Here is an 18,838-nt window from a genome sequence, read left to right as displayed (position 1 = left end):
CTTAGCTTAATTTTTTATGAATGGCATCAACCATTGCATCAATAAATAACGGGTGTGTATTTGGCATTGCTGGACGATAATAGTTCGCGCCAAGTTCATCACAAACAACTTTACATTCATAATCGTTGTCATATAAAACTTCTAAATGCTCTGTTACAAAACCAACTGGCGTATACACGAACGAACGGAAGCCCTTTTGCTCGTAAAGTTCTCGCGTTAAGTCCTGAACATCCGGACCGATCCATGGCTCAGGTGTTTGCCCTGCTGATTGCCAGCCAACTTCCACATTCTTTACACCTGTCGCTTCTTTAATTAGTCGAGCCGTCTCAATTAATTGATCTTCATATGGATCGCCCAGCTCTTTAATTTTTTCTGGAAGTGAATGTGCAGACACGATTAAACATGCTTTTTCACGTTCTTCATTAGACATTGCATTAAACGTTTCATTCACTTTCATTTTCCAATACTCGATGAATTTTGGTTCATCATACCAAGATTCTACAGAAGTAATTGTTAATCGATCTCCAGCCGCTTCTGTTGCACGACCATTATATGATTTAATGGAGAATGTTGAGAAGTGAGGAGCTAATACGATAGAAACCGCCTCTTTAATTCCTTCTGCTACCATTCCTTCAACAGCATCTTCAATGAATGGGTGGATATGCTTTAAACCGATAAATAGTTTGTATTCCACATTATCTTGTACTTCATTTAAGCGTGCACATAAAGCCTCAGCCTGCGCTTTAGTAGCAGCAGCAAGTGGCGATAAACCACCGATAGCTTCATAACGACTGCGTAAATCTTCTAAATGCTCTTCTGATGGTTTGCGACCGTGGCGAATATGCGTATAGTACGGTTCGATGTCTTCTTCTTTATAGGGTGTTCCGTATGCCATAACTAATAAGCCTTTAACTTCTTTCATTATCCTTTTCACCTCTAAATAATAGTTAAATATACCTTTGATCGTACAGTATGTGACAAAAAGAAGCTGTCCAATTCATTAGGTTGGACAGCACCCTTTCTACGATGAAATCGAGATATCATTCATAGAAAAGAATATGAGATTTAATATCTTTAAAAACGTGCTTGAATTTGTTGAGCACTATACTCATGAATAAGAGCTGTTAAACGTTTTAACACTTCTGGGTCTACCTCTGGGAATACACCATGACCTAAGTTAAAGATATGACCTGGCATTTCTAAGCCTTGATCGATAATATCTTTAGTGCGCTTCTCAATAATTGACCAATCAGCAAGTAATAGTGATGGATCTAAATTGCCTTGTACTGGTTTAGTTATACCGTTTGCTCGTGCTTCTTTAATTGGTAAACGCCAATCTAAGCCAACAACATCAACTGGTAAATCGTTCCACTCTTTCGCTAAATGACTTGCACCGACACCAAACTGAATAAGTGGCACATTTTCTTTTCTCAGCTCAGCAAAAATACGTGTCATAATCGGTTTAATGAAAACACGATAGTCTTCAACATTTAAAGCACCTACCCAAGAGTCAAATATTTGGATAGCTTTTGCTCCCGCTTCTACTTGAGCAGAAATATCAGAAATAATCATGTCAGCTAGCTTGTCCATTAATGCAAACCAAGCTTGAGGCTCTGATACCATAAATGATTTTGTTTTATTATAGTTTCTTGAAGGACCACCTTCAATCATATAGCTTGCGAGAGTAAATGGTGCACCTGCAAAGCCGATTAGAGGTACATTCAGTTGTTCCTCTGTTAACATTTTTATCGTTTCTAAAACATACGGTGTATGTTCTTTCGCATTGAATTCCCCTAGTTTTTCTATATCAGCGATTGAGCGAATAGGATTTGAAATGACAGGACCTACGCCTGCTTTGATTTTTACATCTACCCCAATACCAGGAAGTGGTGTTACTATATCTTTGTATAAAATCGCCGCATCAACATTGTAATTTTCTACTGGTAATCGCGTTACATATGCACAAAGCTCAGGTTGAAGTGTAATTTCCTCTAAAGAATACTTTTCTTTAATCGCACGATATTCTGGCTGAGAACGTCCTGCTTGTCGCATATACCATACTGGTGTATGTTCAGTTCTTTCTCCTCGTGCAGCACGTAGAAGAGTATCATTAAAAGTTGTCATGAATAGTTCCTTCCCCTCAATAAAATTCATATCGTAAAATTCTCTTGTTTATTCCGTTATTATTGATATCCGTTTTCAATAGTAAACGCTTCCTCTGTAATTGTATAGTTTTCATAGGGAAATGTCATAAAATTGTTCTTTCTAAGGGATTTCTTTTTTGACAAAGCTATAGACTTACACTTAAATGGAGATAATCACGCTATATTATGAAAATTCATAAGGAGGGCAATATTATGTATATTTATTTAACATCTGGTACAGGTGATTTTTTAGAACAGTTAAAAAATAAACATTTAAACGAAGTAATGGTTTTAATACACGGAGAAGGGAACTCTGTGCTTATACATGAAACCGAAGGAAAATCTGTATTTGCCACACCACGTAAGTTTGAAGTGCTTGATTCAGTAAATGATTTAGAAGAACGTGGCTTCTTTGTATTCAACAATATTCCCGTTACAGATGAAGGTCGACCAGTTTTTGAACATCGCTTTTTAAATAGAGCACGTGCTATTGAAGATGAACCAGGCTTCGTAGCATTCCGACTACTTCGTCCAGTAAATAGTGAAACATACATTGTCATGACACAATGGAACGGTCCTCATTCGTTCGAAGCATGGAAAAGCTCAAAGGCCTTTGCATCAGCACATGCTGAACGTAAAGAATCAACAGGTGTGAATCAGCAAAACATATTCTCAGCAGCTTCCTATGTCACAACCTACAGTGCTGCCCCAAAGGAAGAAAACGAAGATTAGTTAGGGCGTGAAGGGAGTCACTGCCTTCCGCGAGTATTCCCCTCGCATTCGCGGGTATTCGCTGCTCTTCCGCGGTTATCCTCCTCGCATTCGCGGGTATTTGCTGTTCTTCCGCGGGTATTCCCCTAGCATTCGCGGGAAATCGATGCTCTTCCGCGGGTATCCAATACCCTTCCGGAGGGCTTTCTCCCGGGACGCGCGGAATTCATTACTCTTGCCAAGAATATTTTATTATAAAACTATTATCTTATTAATAAGAAGCTAGAATAATCTGTTTAAGGGGGTTTTACTTTGAACAAACATCTACTTGAAAAAATCGATGCTCATTTTGATGAGATGGTGGCGATTCGCCGTCATCTGCATATGCATCCGGAGCTAAGCTTTCAGGAGCAAGAAACTGCTAACTATATTATTCAATTTTATAAAAATCTTGGCGTACCGGTTGAAGCTAATGTCAGTGGTCACGGTTTAATTGCACGGATTAAGGGGAGCAAGCCTGGTAAAACGATTGCCTTACGAGCAGACTTTGATGCTCTTCCTATACAAGATGAAAAAGACGTACCATACAAATCAACTGTGTCTGGTGTTATGCATGCTTGCGGGCACGATGGTCATACAGCTACTTTGTTAATTGTCGGAAAGCTACTGTGGGAAATGCGCGGTAAGTTAGTAGGAGAATATGTACTAATTCATCAACATGCTGAAGAGGTTGATCCAGGTGGAGCAATTGGGATGGTACAGGCTGGGGCTTTGAATGGGGTTGATGCTATTTTTGGTACACATCTTTCTTCTAACCATCCAACAGGCATAATTGGCTACCGCGTAGGGCCTACGATGGCCGCTGTTGATAGTTTTGAAATAAAAATTCAAGGTCAGGGCGGTCATGGCGCTCATCCGGATCAAACAAAGGATGCGATTGTTATTGGCTCTCAGCTTGTTATAAATTTACAACAGCTTGTCGCACGTCGTGTTGCCCCAACCGAATCGGCTGTTTTATCAGTTGGTTCATTCGTTGCATCTAATGCAGACAATATTATTGCCGATACAGCCTATTTAAATGGTACAATTCGAACGTTTAATAAGGATGTTCGTGAAACGATGGAACGTGAGTTTAAACGGGTTATCCAAGGTACAGAAATTGCGCATGATTGTACAATTGAACTGGATTATCGTCGCGGCTACCCTGCAGTCGTAAATCATGAGAAGGAAACACTCTTTGTACGTAATATCGCACAGGATATTTGCGATGTTACTGAAGTTGAAGCAACTATGGGAGCTGAAGATTTCTCTTACTACTTAGAAGAAAAGCCAGGTACATTCTTCTTTACTGGAGCCAAGCCAGCTAGATATGCACCACATCATCATCCAAAATTCGATATAGATGAAAAAGGGATGCTCATTGCTGCAAAGGTATTATTAACAGCAGCACTGGACTATCAATTAGTAGAATAAAGAACAAATCGCTGGAGAGCCCGAAGTAAAAGTATGCGATCCACCACTTTTGCCTGAGGGACGGACTACTAAGATCGAATAAGGAATGGCAAATTGCCACTCCTTATTCAGTCTTGTCTATTTATTATTGAATATTGATTCTTCCTCCACCTTCACATCTATCATCTCCAACGCCCCGGAGCATAATGGAAATAGTAACCTGAAGATGGTGCAACCATGCAGGCACCCGTTCTACTTTCCTAGTTCTTTTTTCTAGTATTGCAGATGAATTGGATACCGTTAAATCGTTAATTTTGTTACGAATAATGGCACTTTGTAAGGCTAATCGTGAGGTGACCTCGAGGTTGTAACGCTTTAGCCTAGACGAAAACTATGCTTTTTTGTTATCCCAATTAAAAATCTATAGTTTCTTTTATAAAAATAAAGCTCATTTCTCCAATTCTTTTATTGGAGAAATGAGCTTTTGATTTCATTATCAAGATTTCGAGACCTTTGCAGTCAATTCACTTACAACCAAAATGATAATAAAGGTTACATAGAACATTGGCTGTGTGACACCGCTTAGACCAACTATAACAGCTTGAGTGATCATCGCAAGACGCACAATTTGATTGACTGCTACCTTGCGTGCTTCATCAGGTAAAGGATACAGCATGTCCATGCGGAATTCACCACTTGATAATAAAGCCTGCTTTAATTGAATGGTTGTCGCAAAGCTTAATGCACCTGCAACAATCCATGTAACGACTGGGATATCTACAAAGGCTGAAATAACAGCTGAAATCACTGTTAAGCGGAGCCATAAATAAAAATGATCATCTGTTCGGACAAATGTACGGAACACCAAGTACTTTTGAGCTTTGTCCTTTTTGTATGGTACAAATTTGTAAAGCCAATCGAGCCAACCACGACGACGGATGCTACCACGTAAATGCGGAACGTCTGTGAAATAATTAGCGAAACGATAGAAGCTCATCATGCGATTTTGTTCCAGCTTCACAAAATGCTCGTAAGGGACAGGCTCTCCTGCACATTTCTTTCTAAATATTACAATATACACACACCCAATTGCAGCTGCAACAATTGCTAAAATAAGCTGCATCTGAAGCCCCATGTACACAGCAACACTAAAGATAATAGCTCGAATTAGCCTGTCCACCCATATCATTTGACCACGTTCACTATAACGAAAGCTAAATTCACCCTGAACACTCAAATACTTTAATATAATAATAAGTAAAAACACTGACCAAATTTCAAATGTTGTTAATTCAGTAACAGCCTTTAGTAAAGGAATACTAACGATATAAACAATTGCCACGATCCAAACTTGTGACCAAAACGTCCACGCTAACGCCTTTTTAAAATACTGTGACATTTTTGATTCTAAAGGTAATAAGTACACTTGGTCTGGCTCTCTCAAAAGTGAAGTTGGACGACTAAATGCAAGTAAAATCCCTACAAACACTGCGATTAATACCTCTGCTGGAAAATCAGGCTGTACAACTTTTAGCCATTCACTATATTGATAGCCCCCTGCTCCGATAAGAAATACTAGTACAATCGCTAAATGCCCTGTAAAAATAAATCGCATATATTTTTGTACTTCACCTATATAGTGCATGAAGCGAGAGGACCATACATCACGCAAGTTCTTCATGGTCGTGCTCCTTTGTCATTGCAATATATAAATCATCCAATGTCGCATGTGGCATCGCAAATGCCTTACGTAAATCATCCATTGTTCCTTGTGCTCGCACACGTCCTTCATGCAATAAAATTATGCGGTCACAATGTTTTTCAGCGGTCGACAATATGTGCGTTGACATTAATATAGAAGCGCCTTCTTTTTTCTTTTCATCCATCTGATCAAGCAATGATTGAATTCCAAGTGGATCGAGTCCCACAAAAGGCTCATCAATAATGTAAAGACTTGGATTGACTAAAAAGGCACACATAATCATAACCTTTTGACGCATCCCCTTTGAGAAATGTGAAGGGAACCAATTAAGTCTTTTTTCCATTCGAAATTCTTTTAATAATAATTGTGAACGAGCCGCAAGCGTTGCTTCATCTAAGCCATAAGCCATCGCGGTTAATTCTAAATGTTCACGTAATGTTAGCTCATCGTATAATACAGGTGTTTCAGGAATATAGGAAAAAGCTGTACGATACTTGTCTGTATTTTCTTTTAATGTCACACCATTTAAACGAATGTCTCCTTCTTTTGGAAGCATCGTTCCGATGATATGCTTAATCGTTGTACTTTTACCAGCACCGTTCAAGCCGATTAAACCAACCAGCTCTCCTTTTTCAATCGTAAATGATAAATCTTTAATTACAGGCTTTCTTGTATAACCACCTGTCACATGTTGTACTTCTAATACCGTCATGCCCTCACTCCTCTTCTTGTTTATATTTTATCAAAAATTAGCAAATGATACAGTTATGAGTATGATAGAATGTACTTACATATAAAATAAGGAGGAATTTCGAATGAACGATTGCCTATTTTGCAAAATCATTGATGGATCTATTCCAAGTACAAAAATTTATGAAGACGAACATGTCTATGCATTTACTGACATTTCACCTGTAGCAAAGGGGCACACCCTATTAATTCCAAAGCATCACTGTAAGGATCTATTCGAAATGCCTGAGGATGTAGCTCGTAATTTATATGCAGTAGCACCAAAAATTGCGAATGCTATAAAATCTGCTTTTAACCCAATTGGACTTAATACAATTAATAATAATGGTGCTGCAGCTGGACAAACTGTTTTCCACTACCACTTACATTTTATTCCGCGTTACGATGAAAAAGAAGGCTTGGGCTTAATTTGGCAAACACAAAAATATTCACCCGAGCAATTAACTGAAGTTGCGGAAAGCATTAAAGCTAACCTTCAATAATGGATATTCTAGTTCAAGATAGCCACTAGCTTTAAGGATTTCACGATATAATCTAATCATGTTCTTATAACAATGTTTTAATGAGGAGTAATGAATAATAAAGATATTATCGCATATGGACTTATTATTATCCCATTATTAATTTCAATTTATTTATTATCAATCCAGAAATGTTAGTTCCAGCTGGATATGATTTAGCGTTGGATGGATACGTAATATCAATTACGTTAATGTTTATATTTATTTCATATTTAATAGCTAAATTAGGATTTTTTATACTTAAACAAAAAAACAGCTAATATATTAGCTGTTTTTAATATTTTATTGCGATTTTTTGAAAAAAAGTGTTCAACTTGTAATTGCAATTTAAGTTTTAAATTTTCTTTGAAAAATAAACCATTATTAATGAAATAGAAGAAATATAAATTGTAACTAGCAAATTCAATACTTCATATACATTTAATTTTAAAATCCCATCTGTATTAAAAATAAACATCAATATTCCAATTACAATTATAATCACAAAATAATTTACAAACATAGACTTTGATACGATTGTTTTAGCTCGTTCATCTCTAGGGTAAAGATGCGGAGATAAATATGCTAACGATAACTGATTAATTGCTAACCCAACTGTCTTTAATTTCAACATCACGTGTAAAATTTTTTTAATTTTCCTGGTGAAGTTTTATTCATAATAAATCCAGCAGATACTAATCCTATTAAAATAATTATAATCGTCAAAATATTATCTAACCAACCTATTTGAATACTATTCGTTAGTTTTGAACCACCAATAATTATTATAGCAGCAACAATCCAAGCGAATAAAAATCCTACAATGTACTGTAACCATTCTTTTTTTGAAAGCAGCTTAAAAAGAGCTCTACTTTTATAAAATTTCATAATTGAGAAAAACAATAATAAGAAAAACATTATATATCCAATCATTACAATCATCCCTTTTTTGAAAGTTTAATTTTAATTTACATAATCATTTTAAGTTGGTCATCATTTGGCGTCAAAACTAAAAAAGAACGGCTATTTTGCCGTTCTTTTTCCTATTCAAAACAAGCCGCCATTACTGCTGTTATACCTAGAAAATCTAGTAATGCACCTTTTACATCGGAAGCTAGACCTTCTGATACTTTATCCATTGCTTTGTACATTGCACTAGCAAGGAATGGGGCCATTTTAGTAAGTTTTTTCATTATTATTTCCTTCTTTTTGATTTCGAATCAATCTATTCTGTTTACATACATGGTAATATGAGCTTTTTACCTAAGAACTCAAAAGATTCTTATGTTGATATTTATAATGAACAAATCTTATTAAAGGCCAAAATAGAAAATATGGTATAGCCACTTTTACAAGTAACGGAAAAATTTTTATGCCTATTCAATATGTCTAGAATCTACTTTTTAACCGGTATTAAAGTATTTCTGACAATTCAATCTTCACATAATTAATGCTAGATTTCACCGAAATTAATATTTCGGTATACCGCAAAAAATTAAGTATACCAACAAATAGGTAGGTTCTTTATTGCTAGAGTCTTTCTATAACAAAGCTCATTAAAAATCACACTGTAGTCGTGTTGATGCAATCAAATGTCCTAAAGCTTGTTCTAGTCCTTCTTCTTTTAATATGAATCGGGGGATCCTTTTTGTTGTTTAATTACATGAGATAACATTAGTAGATTTTTTTACTAGGTTCTATATTCCAAGGGATTTTAACTGTATGGCGGAATAGGTCTAGCGTGACAATTAAATTGCTTTTTTAGGGATGCTTCATTTTTCCAGTCGTAATAGTGAGAAAAGTTTTTCTTTAATTCTGCGAATGCTTTTTCTTTTGTCCAACTCTTGGCAGATTTATTTGGGTAAATAGAGATTGATTTTAAGCCATCTCTATTTATCCAATATGCTCTAGTAATATATGTAGCTCCACCTGGGTCAATTCTGAAAGGTATCACTGCAGGTATTAGTCTAATATTATATTTTCTTTTATTTGTAGTTCGGAATCAATTATGACCCATTCAAAAGTATCGTCTTCACTAAATTCATTAGTATATAGAGGGACCCCAAAAGTAAACTCAATTCCAGAGGGCAGTGTTCCTTTAAAGAAAATAAATACATTTTCTTATTCAATTTTAAATACCCCCTTTTTAATTTTTTCACCGGTATATTCATAACTTATCATTCACGATACTAATTTCAAAATCAATTTTTGTTGATAATTGAACAAAAATTGATAAAAGTCGGAAAAATACTGTTACTACTGAAGTTTCCTATAATGACTATACGGAGCTTTTTTGAAAATTATAAGGGATTCGAAAATATTGGGATTATATTCAAACCATACTGAAAAAGTTGATCTTCCACAAAAAAGTGGTGCAAATCGACTTTTTTAATTTTCTAAACCCAATATAAGATAGATTTATAAAAATGAATTTCTTTTGTTTTTCAGTGCCCACGATTTTATCACCCAAAACGTTTGACGATGAATATTTTTGAATTTTATCAATTTTTGTTCTGTTTATGACAAAAATTGATTTTACATTTATAGCTAATAAACGTTTTTTAGAGAAATCTTTATTCAGGATTTTATACACGTTGCAGCCAGTAAACTAGCCTTAAAACGTTGTCAAACCAACGATGTAACGGAAGAAGAAATTTCAAAAAAACTAGGGATTTCAAAACAAGCTATCAATAAAGCTAAAAACCAGGCTTTTCAAAAAATTAGCAGGAGTATCACATCCATTATGCCTCGGCATAATTGTAGCTGTAGCTTTGCTTTCGCTACAGAAAACACTCGCTGTAGAAAGCTAAATTGTCAGAATTTTGTATTGCAATTTAAAGATTTATAGCGTACAATCACAAATAAGTTTCGCTAACGGTCATGAGGACACGTTAGGAGACAAAAAAAGATTAGCATAGTCGAGGAGAGATTAGAAATGAATACAAAGAATTTAGTATTAATGGCACTTTTAGTTGGTGTTGGTGCTACCCTTTATGTGGTCACACCAGGTATGGTAAACGGCATGAAGCCTGATTTCATGCTAACAATGATGTTTATTGGCATTTTATTGTTCCCTACTGTTAAAGAAACGTTCTTACTTTCTTTAGCAACAGGTGTTCTTTCAGGATTGTTTACAACGTTTCCAGCTGGGCTTGTTCCAAATATTATCGATAAAGCAGTTACAGGCTTTATCTTTTTAGCTGTCTTAATTGTGCTGAAAAAATTGGCAAGCAACTTCGCAGTATCAGCTGTCTTAGTTGGTTTAGGAACAATTTTATCTGGAACTGTCTTTTTAGCAGTAGCACTTTTTGTATTCAATGCAAATGTTGGTGCAACATTCGCAGTTCTGTTTGTAGGCGTTGTATTACCTGCTGTAGCATTTAATGTCATTGCTTTTGCAATTATTTATCCTATAGTTGCAAAATTAGTGAAACGTTCTAAATTCAACACAGCTCTTTCAATTTAATAAAAGGTGCATAAGAAAAATGCACGTTCATCTAACAAAGGAAGCTAAACTGTGATACAAAATCACTCGTTTAGTTTCTTTTTTCTTTTTGTATATGTGCATTTCATGGTTTAATAGTAGGTAACACACGACAATTACAGAAATGAGGTATTCATATGAAAGCAAAACCATTTTTAATTGGACTGTCCGCTGGAATCGTCGGCGGTACAATCGCTGTACTTTTTTCCACTCCTCAATCAGGACAACAATTACGTGCTAATTTGCGTGCAAATGCTGAAAGCACAAGGGACAAACTGTTAGATGTAAAACAGCAAGCAAACACAGTTAAACAATCCGTTAATTCACTCACTAATGAAGTAAAAAATAATATACCACTAATAATAAATGATTTAAAACAAACCATTGCTACATTCACTGAAGAAATCGAGCCGTCAAAAAATAACTTACAACAAGAAATAGAAGCATTACAGAATTCAATCAGCGAAATCGAGAAAAACGTTGCACAATTTACAGAAAAAAAGAAAAAACCGCAAGAAAAAATTAGCGACTAAAGTCCTTGCACACTAATAAAAAAGCCTATATTTTTATTAAATCCAAACACTATAATGTTATTTTTTAACCACTTTTCAATTTTTTAATTTTTCTAACTTTAAACTCTTTTCCTTTATTGCTATAATATTTTTAAAATGTTAAAGAAAGCAGTAGGTGATGGCTTTGTCAGAGGAATTATACACTCAAAAAGAAGCGATGCTTTATAGTCAAAGAATTGCACAATTATCAAAAGCTTTATGGAAAGCAGTTGAAAAAGATTGGCAGCAATGGATTAAACCCTACGATTTAAATATTAACGAACATCATATTTTATGGATTTCGTATCATTTAAAAGGGGCTTCTATTTCTGATGTGGCAAAATTTGGGGTGATGCACGTTTCCACAGCATTTAATTTTTCAAAAAAATTAGAAGAGCGTGGATTCCTTAAGTTTTCAAAGCGGGATGACGACAAGCGTAATACGTACGTTGAGTTAACAGAAGCAGGTACTGAGCTTATTGTTGAGATGAATAGTAATTATCATAATACGTATCATTCTGTGCTAGAAGGCTCATTAGCTTTAAAAGACCTATATGGTCGCTTCCCAGAATTTTTAGATGTTATGGCTGTTATTCGCAATATATATGGAGAGGACTTCATCGACATTTTTGAGCGCTCCTTCCAACACTTCCGTGATTCCTTTGATACGATAGAAGAACGTTCAACTGTAAAAGGATGAAAGTGAAACTATCAGGCTTTTTCAGTCGCTCGTAACCTAGAGTAAAGGTTGATAAAATAATGCTAAAGGAGGCATTTCAGAAATATTTTTCTGAGATACCTCCTTTTTCTTGCATTCTAACATAAATCAAATTACATTAAATAGGACCATTCATATTACGGAGTTGATAATCATGCATTGTTGGAAAATATTAAATCTTGAACATCATTACGGAACAACGCGTATTATGATCATGTCTATAATTGTTTTTTTAACTGTCTTTTCTTTTTCCTATGTGACATTAAATTTATTTAACGACGAGCACTATACAGATCAATTGTTTTGGCTATTTGTTATTGCTGTATTTACAATCTATCCGATCCATAAATGCTTACACTTTCTAGCATTGTATGATTTACGTCAACATTTAAAATTGCGTGTGCGTACCCAATTTTATGTTATTCCTGTTCTACATATGCGTATCCGTGAACCTTTATCAAAAAATCGTTATATTTTAGCTTTACTCACACCATTTATTGTTCTAAATACAAGCATATTATTAGGTACACTGCTATTCCCTGCATATACCCATTACGGCGCATTACTTTTAGCATACCATTGTAGTCTATGTGTAATTGATGTTCTATATGTAAAATATTTACTGAATTCACCTAAAGACTCCCAGATTGAGGAGACACCTAAAGGCTATGAAATTTTAGTGCCGCCCACTATTCATTAAATTGCTTGTACTTGTGTTTTATTGACGTTTTTTGTTATGCTATTAATACTGAAAGAGGGGAGGAATAGACTTGCTGTTAATGATTGTAGTTCTATTCTCGGTATTCTATTTATTTCAAATAAACCGCATGACTTATGCGCTGTGCATGCGACGTGAAATTCCCGAAGAAAAACAACCAAAAGTATTCCGAACTATAAATATACTTATTACAATTTTACTTGTCTCATTTTATATTGAAGTTTTATATGCTGTATAGATCAAATATGCCTCTGCATATTTGATCTAAGCGTCAGCAGCATGATGTGGGTCACTCAGTCGTGTGTTGTTGCTGTCGCTTCGCTTTCGCACAGATAAAACCATGTTGCTGTCGCTTCGCTTTCGCACAGATAAATTGCCACAGGACGTAGCGTTCTTAGACTGAGTTCCTCTATTTCAGCAGATATTTGGATAACCGTTGAAAAGTAACTTAAATCCGTGTTCATCTAACCACCTATAGAGGTAGGAGACTTCTGTACCTGTCGCTACGCTTTCGGTACAAAAAATATTTGCTGAGAAAAGTAAAAAAGAAAAGTGCATCCGCGCCCGTCCGCACGCACGGAGGTAAGTTGGACACCCCATGTGACAACTCTTTCTGACCGATCATATTTTGTGGACGTGACCTCAAACGTGCGGCGCGAATGCCTAACATTGTTAAGAAAAGCTAAGGACGTTAACCCCTTAGCTTTTCGTTATTTTTATTAATTAGTATAGGAAAGCTGCACCAACAATAATTAATAAGATAAATAACACAACTAATAAAGCAAAGCCTGAGCCGTAGCCACCGCCACCGTATCCTCCGCTGCTCATAACTTCACCCCCTTTCTTTTCTATATCCTATGCGCTTGAAAATTTGAAATATAGGCTATACTCAAGGGGGAACCATTTTGTTTTCAAAACGTTTATGTTATAGTAAAAAATGGACGAAACCATGTAAGGAGAGAAAATCCACTATGAAAAAAACAGTTTTATCATTAACATTAGCTGCTTCGGTATTAGCGCTTGGTGCTTGTAGCGGAGGGGACAACAAAACGATTGCAACTTCAAAAGTGGGCGACATTACAGTTGCTGACTTTAACAAAACATCTAAAACTTTAGCAGGTTCTCATATTCTTCAACAAATGTTGACTGAAAAAGTATTAGCTGACAAATATAAAGTATCAGATAAAGAAATCAAAGAGGCATATGACGCAACTGCTTCACAATTCGGTGATAACTTTGCAGAAACACTTGCTGCAAATGGCTTGACTGAAGATGGCTATAAAGATGCTTTACGTGTTCAGCTTCTTTCAGAAAAGGCTTTAAAAGATAAAGCCTTTTCTGAAAAAGATGTAAAAAAACATTATGAGCAAATGAAAACAGAGTTAAATGCTCGTCATATTTTAGTAGCTGATGAGAAAACAGCTAAAGAAGTTATTGCCAAAATTAAAGGCGGCGCTTCTTTTGCCGATGTAGCAAAAGAATACTCAACTGATACTGGCTCTGCTCAAAAAGGTGGAGAGCTTGGGTGGTTCTCTGTTGGTGCAATGGTAGATGAGTTTAACGATGCTGCTTATGCCCTTCCTTTAAAAACATTAAGTGAACCAGTTAAAACTAGCTTTGGTTACCACGTAATTGAAGTTACGGACAAGCGTGATGTAAAAGGTGTTGGCTCATTCAAAGACGAAGAAGCAAACATCCGTTCACAAATGTTACAAAAATTAGTACAAACAGGTCAAGATCAACAAGTTCTTAAAGATATCATTGCAAAAATGGCAAAAGATGCGGATATTAAAACATCCGATAAAGAATTAGAACCTGCTATCAAGGCCCTTACAACAACAAGCGAGGAACAAGCTAAAGCAGCTGAAGAAGCAGCTAAAAAAGCTGAAGAAAAAGCTAAAAAAGAAACAAAAGATACTGAAAAAAAATAATCTAAATAGTTGTTATTTTACTATATGAAAAAGGGTTACGCTCATACAGGCGTAACCCTTTTTATATACTGTCGCTTTGAAATAAAAATGATCAAAAGTATCTTGAAAACACGTATGTAAGGAAAATGAAGAGGATTCATTTTGAATAAAGTTTAATCAAAATGAATCCTCTTTCTTTTTAAATGCTATTTCATTTTTGAATTAAGGGATACTTTTTCATAAGATTCTGGTCATGAAGGCGTTATCACATGAAGTAGCCTTCGTTCTTTTGCGGGCTCGCTCTATTGGCCATACCCTCTAATAAATGTTATCCCCCAGCCTTTGATGATGAGCCTTAAATCTACTTTTACTCAATAGTCGGTTTATAAAACGATCGATTATCAAGCGGAAATAGTCGCTCAGTAAATTCACCTGGAGCTGTTTTTCCTAATGCTCGTGTTAGCATGTTCATCTTTGCATCAATATTATCGATATAATGCAAGATTTCCGCTTCTTGAATCATCGGTTTTTTCGGGCTGCCCCATTCTTCTTTACCGTGGTGAGATAGCACCATGTGTTGCAATAGCATTACTTCCTCGCCCTCGATCTCTAATTCACTAGCAACTTTGGCAATTTCATTGACCATAATTGTAATATGACCAAGTAAATTCCCTTCAACTGTATACATTGTTGCAACTGGCCCTGATAGCTCAACAACCTTACCAATATCATGTAAAATAATACCTGCATATAACAGATCTCGATTTAATGTAGGGTATAAATCAGCAATGGCTTTTCCTAGTCTCAACATTGACACCATATGATCCAGTAGACCAGACGCATAATCATGATGGTTTTTCGTTGCAGCTGGATATACTAAAATAGCATCCTGATGTTTTTTAATAGCTGCACGTGTAATTCGAGATATATTCGGATTTTTAATATCAAAGAAAAATTGCGTCAATTCATCATATAATTCTTCTTTTGGAGTTGCTGAGGAGGGAACTAAATCATTAATAGCAATTCCCTCCTCTGGTTTTGCTACACGGATTGCTTTTATACGCAATTGATTTTTGCCGCGGTAGTCATGAATTTCTCCACCTACACGCACAATTGCCTCAGCGTGGTACATTTTTTCATGCTCTTCATTTGTATCCCATAGCTTCGCCTCAATATCTCCACTTTTATCTTGTAATAACAGTGACATAAATGGCTTTCCAACTGTGGTAACCCCTTTTGTCGCTTGTTTAATTAATAAAAATTGATCAACTGATTCTCCAACCTGGAGCGTCGTAATACCCTTCATGTTGACGCCACTCCCCTTTCATTTGCTAGTGCACCTACATCGACAATTTGGTCTTTCTGCCAATGTTCAAGCATCCCGTCATGGCAAGTAAAATATAAAATTTGACGTTCATATCCTACTTCTTTCATTAATTGTACCATTTTGTCTGTACGGTTTCGATCAAAATGGACAAAAGGATCATCCATAATAAATGGAAATGGAGCAGAAGTCGTAAGTGTTTTTGCTAGTGCCATGCGCAACGAAATATAAGCTTGCTCCTTCGTTGCCTGTGATAATTCTGCCATTTGATAGCGTAATCCAGTAACATCCTGTGTAACAAAATAACCTTCATCATTTATTAAAAGCTTTTCGTAACGTCCACCTGTTAACAAATTAAATATTGCATTAACCTCTGTCAAAACATATGGTAGTTTTTCTTCTCTTAGGCGGAACAATGTTTCATGTATCGCAGTAGCCAATGCCTTTTTTGTAGCCCATTGTCCTATCAGCTGTTGCAACACTGATTTCTCTTCTTCAAACTGTTGAAGCAACTGACCATATTTCTCGTCATTTAGAAGATTCTCCTTTTGGATTTGTAGTGTCGCGCGTTGCTCTAAGCAATGATCTATTGCTAATTGCATCGTACCTCGCTCTTCCTCTAACGCAAACAGTTTTTCATTAAGCTGGTCCTCGTCTATCAATAACTGTTTGCTGTCTACATTCAACGAGGCTAGCTGACTCTGAATGGCTTGAAGTTCTGTTTTTATTTTTTGTTGTTGCTCAAATTGTTCATGAGTTTCATAATATCCCTTCTCTGATTGAACATTCGCAGCGGTAAATAACTGAGTAACTTCAGACTCATAGCTGTCTATATGCGATTGTACACCTTGAATTTTTGTCTGGAGATTAGTCATTTGCTCTTTCGCTTGTTGAGATATCTGTTGCTCCTGCTGTAAGGTAAGGAATGTAGTACGTAAATGCATAAAGATTTCTTGCTCACTATACTCTGCCTTTAAGACTCGTTGTATTTGTTCTAGCAGCTCGGTTTTCTCAGCTTGTATCGTCTGTAAAAGAGTAAATGTACTCTTCTTTTTGGCTGCTAACTCTTGAGCACCACGAATGCGCATAAACAGCTCTGGTAATAATGTTTTCGGTATATTCTCCTCTAGCCGATAGCGCCCTAAGAAATGTTGAAGCGACTGAGTAGCCTCTTGACTCACCTGCTCAGCCCGCTGAATTTTATGTTCAAGTTTCACATATTGACGCTCTTTTTCTTGCTGTTGCTCATTTACATGTAAAAAGCGATCTTCAAGTTTTTGTTTTTTTAGCAGGATGGCTTGTGCAATATTCTCCTCCTGCTCTAACTCACGTATTTGCTGGCTCTGTTGTTTACTCGGCGCTTCATGTGCTTGTCTAGCAAATTTTAAATATAAAATAATGATTATTGACATAACTGCTCCTACAACGATTACAGCCATATTTTTTTCCATAACACCATAGATAAACGAAAGTACACTTATGGCTAACACAATAAATATAAAAACATTTGGTTGTTGTTGTTTCGAGCGTTGTGACCTTCCATAACGTAATTGTTCTAGCTTTCGCTTACGCTGAGGCCACTGTGCTAAAATATGTTCTTCTTCCGTAGATAATGACTCTTGTAGAAGCTGTTGTTTCAGTTGAGCAATTGTATCTAATTCTGCATGTATTTGCTCCAACGAGCGCAAATGGAATTTCAGCTCTTCCTCTGCTTCTTCTAATAAGCTTAACTGTCGTTGAAATTGTTCCTCTTGCTGTAATGATACTGTTTCCTCAAGCAGAATATCCTGCGCTGTTTTTTCCTGAACACCTAATAACCGAAACTGTGCTTCTATTTCTTGCTCGATTAAATACAGCTCATCCATTAAGTTCTGTTCCTTTACAACTAACTGATTCCATGTTGCTTCTTTATTTAAAAGTCGAGACATTTCAGTAATAACTTGCTCGTCCATTGTTAATTGTAGCTTATTTTGCAATGCTTGATACTGCTCTTTCAGCTGCTGCATTTGTAGTGTTTCATGCATAAGCCGATCCTTTAATTGCTCATAACGTCGGATTCCTTCTGGTGGAAACTGCACATGTCCATAGCTTTTTCGCGTCTGTTCAAAAGCTTTTTGCTGTTTTATAAGAGGCATAGCCTGCTTAAGAATTGTGAGCTGCTGCCAATTTTGCTGCTGTGTTTTTTGCTGACTATATAACCCCTCTAGCCTTTGATCGAGTTGTTGCAATTGTAATAATTTATCCTCAAAGGTCTGAATATTACCTTGCTCTTGTTTAATTGTGCGTTCTAGCTTTTTTAAATGCTCTATTTTTTGATTAATAAGTGGCACTTTACCTGCTTTTTTAAAAAGCTCACTAGCATCTTTGTCCAATTTCTTTTCTAGAGACGATAGTTGTTGGATCCCTGTTGTCCCAGAGGCAAGCAACAAATGTGTTAGCTCTTCCTCTGACATTTTTTCAATGCCCTGAAGCTCATGTAATGAAAAGGAGAAAATGGACTCAAAGGAGGCTTTTGAATAACCGTATAATAGTTTTGCCAACAGCTCCTCATGCCCAATTGTTCCGTCTTCTAAATAAACAGTGACATCTCCAGCCGCCTTTCCTTTAATACGTTCTATCGTGCATTGCCCATACGTCGGGTGCCAAATCGTAAGCTGACCACCGAATTTAGTCGATACTTTCGGCTCATATTTACGTTGTGTTTGCTGCCTCGTGGGAAATCCGAAAAGCATTTGTAAAATAAACTGTTGAATGGTCGTTTTACCCGCTTCATTCACACCATAAAAAATGGTAACACCTTCAAGTAAAGTAATAGTGATGTTTTCATGCTTGCCAAAGCCATAAATTTGGATTTTTTGTATCTTTAGCATGTAT

General features: G+C 36.1%; 19 protein-coding genes. 9 read left to right on the top strand and 10 right to left on the bottom strand.

From position 1 onward, the window contains the following. Position 1 precedes the first annotated feature (1 nt). Positions 2-922, bottom strand: a complete 921-nt coding sequence (hemH, locus tag ACQKNC_RS16435) for a ferrochelatase (RefSeq protein ID WP_427425843.1) — start codon at positions 920-922, stop codon at positions 2-4. Between the two features lie 152 nt (positions 923-1,074). After that, on the bottom strand, positions 1,075-2,124 hold the full coding sequence (gene hemE / locus ACQKNC_RS16430; RefSeq protein WP_427425842.1) for a uroporphyrinogen decarboxylase: 1,050 nt from the start codon (positions 2,122-2,124) through the stop codon (positions 1,075-1,077). A 233-nt stretch (positions 2,125-2,357) separates the two neighbouring features. Between hemE and ACQKNC_RS16425 the strand changes: the two genes are divergently transcribed. Together ACQKNC_RS16425 and ACQKNC_RS16420 are read left to right on the top strand one after the other, a co-directional pair. Next, entirely contained in the window at positions 2,358-2,876 is a 519-nt protein-coding gene (locus ACQKNC_RS16425; protein WP_427425841.1) for an antibiotic biosynthesis monooxygenase family protein, read from the top strand. A 291-nt stretch (positions 2,877-3,167) separates the two neighbouring features. Beyond that, complete coding sequence (locus ACQKNC_RS16420) at positions 3,168-4,328, top strand: amidohydrolase (RefSeq protein WP_427425840.1); 1,161 nt, start codon at positions 3,168-3,170, stop codon at positions 4,326-4,328. A gap of 475 nt (positions 4,329-4,803) precedes the next feature. Here the strand turns inward: ACQKNC_RS16420 and ACQKNC_RS16415 are convergent, their stop codons facing one another. Then, on the bottom strand, positions 4,804-5,988 hold the full coding sequence (locus ACQKNC_RS16415; protein ID WP_427425839.1) for an ABC transporter permease: 1,185 nt from the start codon (positions 5,986-5,988) through the stop codon (positions 4,804-4,806). Then, the gene (locus ACQKNC_RS16410; RefSeq protein ID WP_427425838.1) at positions 5,972-6,721 is read right to left on the bottom strand and encodes an ABC transporter ATP-binding protein; all 750 of its coding nucleotides are present in this window, start codon (positions 6,719-6,721) and stop codon (positions 5,972-5,974) included. Before ACQKNC_RS16410 ends, ACQKNC_RS16415 begins: the two co-directional genes overlap by 17 nt. A 103-nt stretch (positions 6,722-6,824) precedes the next feature. Here ACQKNC_RS16410 and ACQKNC_RS16405 point away from each other — a divergent pair, with 103 nt between their 5' ends. Beyond that, complete coding sequence (locus tag ACQKNC_RS16405; RefSeq protein WP_427425837.1) at positions 6,825-7,241, top strand: HIT family protein; 417 nt, start codon at positions 6,825-6,827, stop codon at positions 7,239-7,241. 651 nt (positions 7,242-7,892) lie between these two features. Here the strand turns inward: ACQKNC_RS16405 and ACQKNC_RS16400 are convergent. The 3 genes from ACQKNC_RS16400 to ACQKNC_RS16390 all read right to left on the bottom strand — a co-directional run bounded on the left by ACQKNC_RS16400 (position 7,893) and on the right by ACQKNC_RS16390 (position 9,213). After that, positions 7,893-8,192 (bottom strand): hypothetical protein, encoded by a 300-nt coding sequence (locus ACQKNC_RS16400; RefSeq protein WP_423472618.1) that lies wholly within the window; start codon positions 8,190-8,192, stop codon positions 7,893-7,895. A gap of 110 nt (positions 8,193-8,302) precedes the next feature. Further along, positions 8,303-8,452: a hypothetical protein gene (locus tag ACQKNC_RS16395; protein ID WP_427425836.1), complete on the bottom strand. Its 150-nt coding sequence runs from the start codon at positions 8,450-8,452 to the stop codon at positions 8,303-8,305. 521 nt (positions 8,453-8,973) lie between these two features. Further along, the gene (locus ACQKNC_RS16390) at positions 8,974-9,213 is read right to left on the bottom strand and encodes a DUF2599 domain-containing protein (RefSeq protein WP_427425835.1); all 240 of its coding nucleotides are present in this window, start codon (positions 9,211-9,213) and stop codon (positions 8,974-8,976) included. Between the two features lie 981 nt (positions 9,214-10,194). Here ACQKNC_RS16390 and ACQKNC_RS16385 point away from each other — a divergent pair. The 5 genes from ACQKNC_RS16385 to ACQKNC_RS16365 all read left to right on the top strand — a co-directional run bounded on the left by ACQKNC_RS16385 (position 10,195) and on the right by ACQKNC_RS16365 (position 12,968). Beyond that, positions 10,195-10,725 (top strand): tryptophan transporter, encoded by a 531-nt coding sequence (locus ACQKNC_RS16385; protein WP_427425834.1) that lies wholly within the window; start codon positions 10,195-10,197, stop codon positions 10,723-10,725. Between the two features lie 155 nt (positions 10,726-10,880). Continuing rightward, entirely contained in the window at positions 10,881-11,276 is a 396-nt protein-coding gene (locus tag ACQKNC_RS16380; protein ID WP_427425833.1) for a YtxH domain-containing protein, read from the top strand. Positions 11,277-11,433: 157 nt separating this feature from the next. Next, positions 11,434-11,994 carry an HTH-type transcriptional regulator Hpr gene (locus ACQKNC_RS16375; protein WP_049668930.1) on the top strand — a complete coding sequence of 187 codons (561 nt, stop codon included), beginning with the start codon at positions 11,434-11,436 and terminating at the stop codon, positions 11,992-11,994. 172 nt (positions 11,995-12,166) lie between these two features. Beyond that, entirely contained in the window at positions 12,167-12,712 is a 546-nt protein-coding gene (locus ACQKNC_RS16370) for a DUF3267 domain-containing protein (RefSeq protein ID WP_427425832.1), read from the top strand. 70 nt (positions 12,713-12,782) lie between these two features. Beyond that, positions 12,783-12,968: a hypothetical protein gene (locus ACQKNC_RS16365; protein WP_049668928.1), complete on the top strand. Its 186-nt coding sequence runs from the start codon at positions 12,783-12,785 to the stop codon at positions 12,966-12,968. A gap of 485 nt (positions 12,969-13,453) precedes the next feature. Here ACQKNC_RS16365 and ACQKNC_RS16360 read toward each other — a convergent pair whose 3' ends face one another. Continuing rightward, the gene (locus ACQKNC_RS16360) at positions 13,454-13,558 is read right to left on the bottom strand and encodes a YjcZ family sporulation protein (protein ID WP_082337661.1); all 105 of its coding nucleotides are present in this window, start codon (positions 13,556-13,558) and stop codon (positions 13,454-13,456) included. A 143-nt stretch (positions 13,559-13,701) separates the two neighbouring features. Between ACQKNC_RS16360 and ACQKNC_RS16355 the strand changes: the two genes are divergently transcribed. Continuing rightward, positions 13,702-14,661 (top strand): peptidylprolyl isomerase, encoded by a 960-nt coding sequence (locus ACQKNC_RS16355; RefSeq protein ID WP_427425831.1) that lies wholly within the window; start codon positions 13,702-13,704, stop codon positions 14,659-14,661. Positions 14,662-15,007: 346 nt separating this feature from the next. Here the strand turns inward: ACQKNC_RS16355 and yhaM are convergent, their stop codons facing one another. Together yhaM and ACQKNC_RS16345 are read right to left on the bottom strand one after the other, a co-directional pair. Further along, positions 15,008-15,946, bottom strand: a complete 939-nt coding sequence (yhaM, locus tag ACQKNC_RS16350; RefSeq protein ID WP_427425830.1) for a 3'-5' exoribonuclease YhaM — start codon at positions 15,944-15,946, stop codon at positions 15,008-15,010. Continuing rightward, positions 15,943-18,834, bottom strand: coding sequence for an AAA family ATPase (locus ACQKNC_RS16345; protein WP_427425829.1), 2,892 nt, complete (start codon positions 18,832-18,834; stop codon positions 15,943-15,945). Before ACQKNC_RS16345 ends, yhaM begins: the two co-directional genes overlap by 4 nt. Between the last annotated feature and the right edge of the window lie 4 nt (positions 18,835-18,838).

The sequence above is a fragment of the Lysinibacillus sp. NPDC094177 genome, from assembly GCF_050279145.1.
Classification (GTDB): Bacteria; Bacillota; Bacilli; order Bacillales_A; family Planococcaceae; genus Lysinibacillus.
Note: the sequence above shows the minus strand (reverse complement) of the source record. Positions and strands in the feature narration are given on the sequence as shown.

Excerpts from the sequence above, each read along its gene's own strand:
- hemH (WP_427425843.1), bottom strand. The coding sequence starts at position 922 with ATGAAAGAAGTTAAAGGCTTATTAGTTATGGCATACGGAACACCCTAT.
- hemE (WP_427425842.1), bottom strand. The coding sequence starts at position 2,124 with ATGACAACTTTTAATGATACTCTTCTACGTGCTGCACGAGGAGAAAGA.
- ACQKNC_RS16425 (WP_427425841.1), top strand. The coding sequence starts at position 2,358 with ATGTATATTTATTTAACATCTGGTACAGGTGATTTTTTAGAACAGTTA.
- ACQKNC_RS16415 (WP_427425839.1), bottom strand. The coding sequence starts at position 5,988 with ATGAAGAACTTGCGTGATGTATGGTCCTCTCGCTTCATGCACTATATA.
- ACQKNC_RS16410 (WP_427425838.1), bottom strand. The coding sequence starts at position 6,721 with ATGACGGTATTAGAAGTACAACATGTGACAGGTGGTTATACAAGAAAG.
- ACQKNC_RS16405 (WP_427425837.1), top strand. The coding sequence starts at position 6,825 with ATGAACGATTGCCTATTTTGCAAAATCATTGATGGATCTATTCCAAGT.
- ACQKNC_RS16400 (WP_423472618.1), bottom strand. The coding sequence starts at position 8,192 with ATGATTGGATATATAATGTTTTTCTTATTATTGTTTTTCTCAATTATG.
- ACQKNC_RS16395 (WP_427425836.1), bottom strand. The coding sequence starts at position 8,452 with ATGAAAAAACTTACTAAAATGGCCCCATTCCTTGCTAGTGCAATGTAC.
- ACQKNC_RS16385 (WP_427425834.1), top strand. The coding sequence starts at position 10,195 with ATGAATACAAAGAATTTAGTATTAATGGCACTTTTAGTTGGTGTTGGT.
- ACQKNC_RS16380 (WP_427425833.1), top strand. The coding sequence starts at position 10,881 with ATGAAAGCAAAACCATTTTTAATTGGACTGTCCGCTGGAATCGTCGGC.
- ACQKNC_RS16375 (WP_049668930.1), top strand. The coding sequence starts at position 11,434 with ATGGCTTTGTCAGAGGAATTATACACTCAAAAAGAAGCGATGCTTTAT.
- ACQKNC_RS16370 (WP_427425832.1), top strand. The coding sequence starts at position 12,167 with ATGCATTGTTGGAAAATATTAAATCTTGAACATCATTACGGAACAACG.
- ACQKNC_RS16360 (WP_082337661.1), bottom strand. The coding sequence starts at position 13,558 with ATGAGCAGCGGAGGATACGGTGGCGGTGGCTACGGCTCAGGCTTTGCT.
- ACQKNC_RS16355 (WP_427425831.1), top strand. The coding sequence starts at position 13,702 with ATGAAAAAAACAGTTTTATCATTAACATTAGCTGCTTCGGTATTAGCG.
- yhaM (WP_427425830.1), bottom strand. The coding sequence starts at position 15,946 with ATGAAGGGTATTACGACGCTCCAGGTTGGAGAATCAGTTGATCAATTT.
- ACQKNC_RS16345 (WP_427425829.1), bottom strand. The coding sequence starts at position 18,834 with ATGCTAAAGATACAAAAAATCCAAATTTATGGCTTTGGCAAGCATGAA.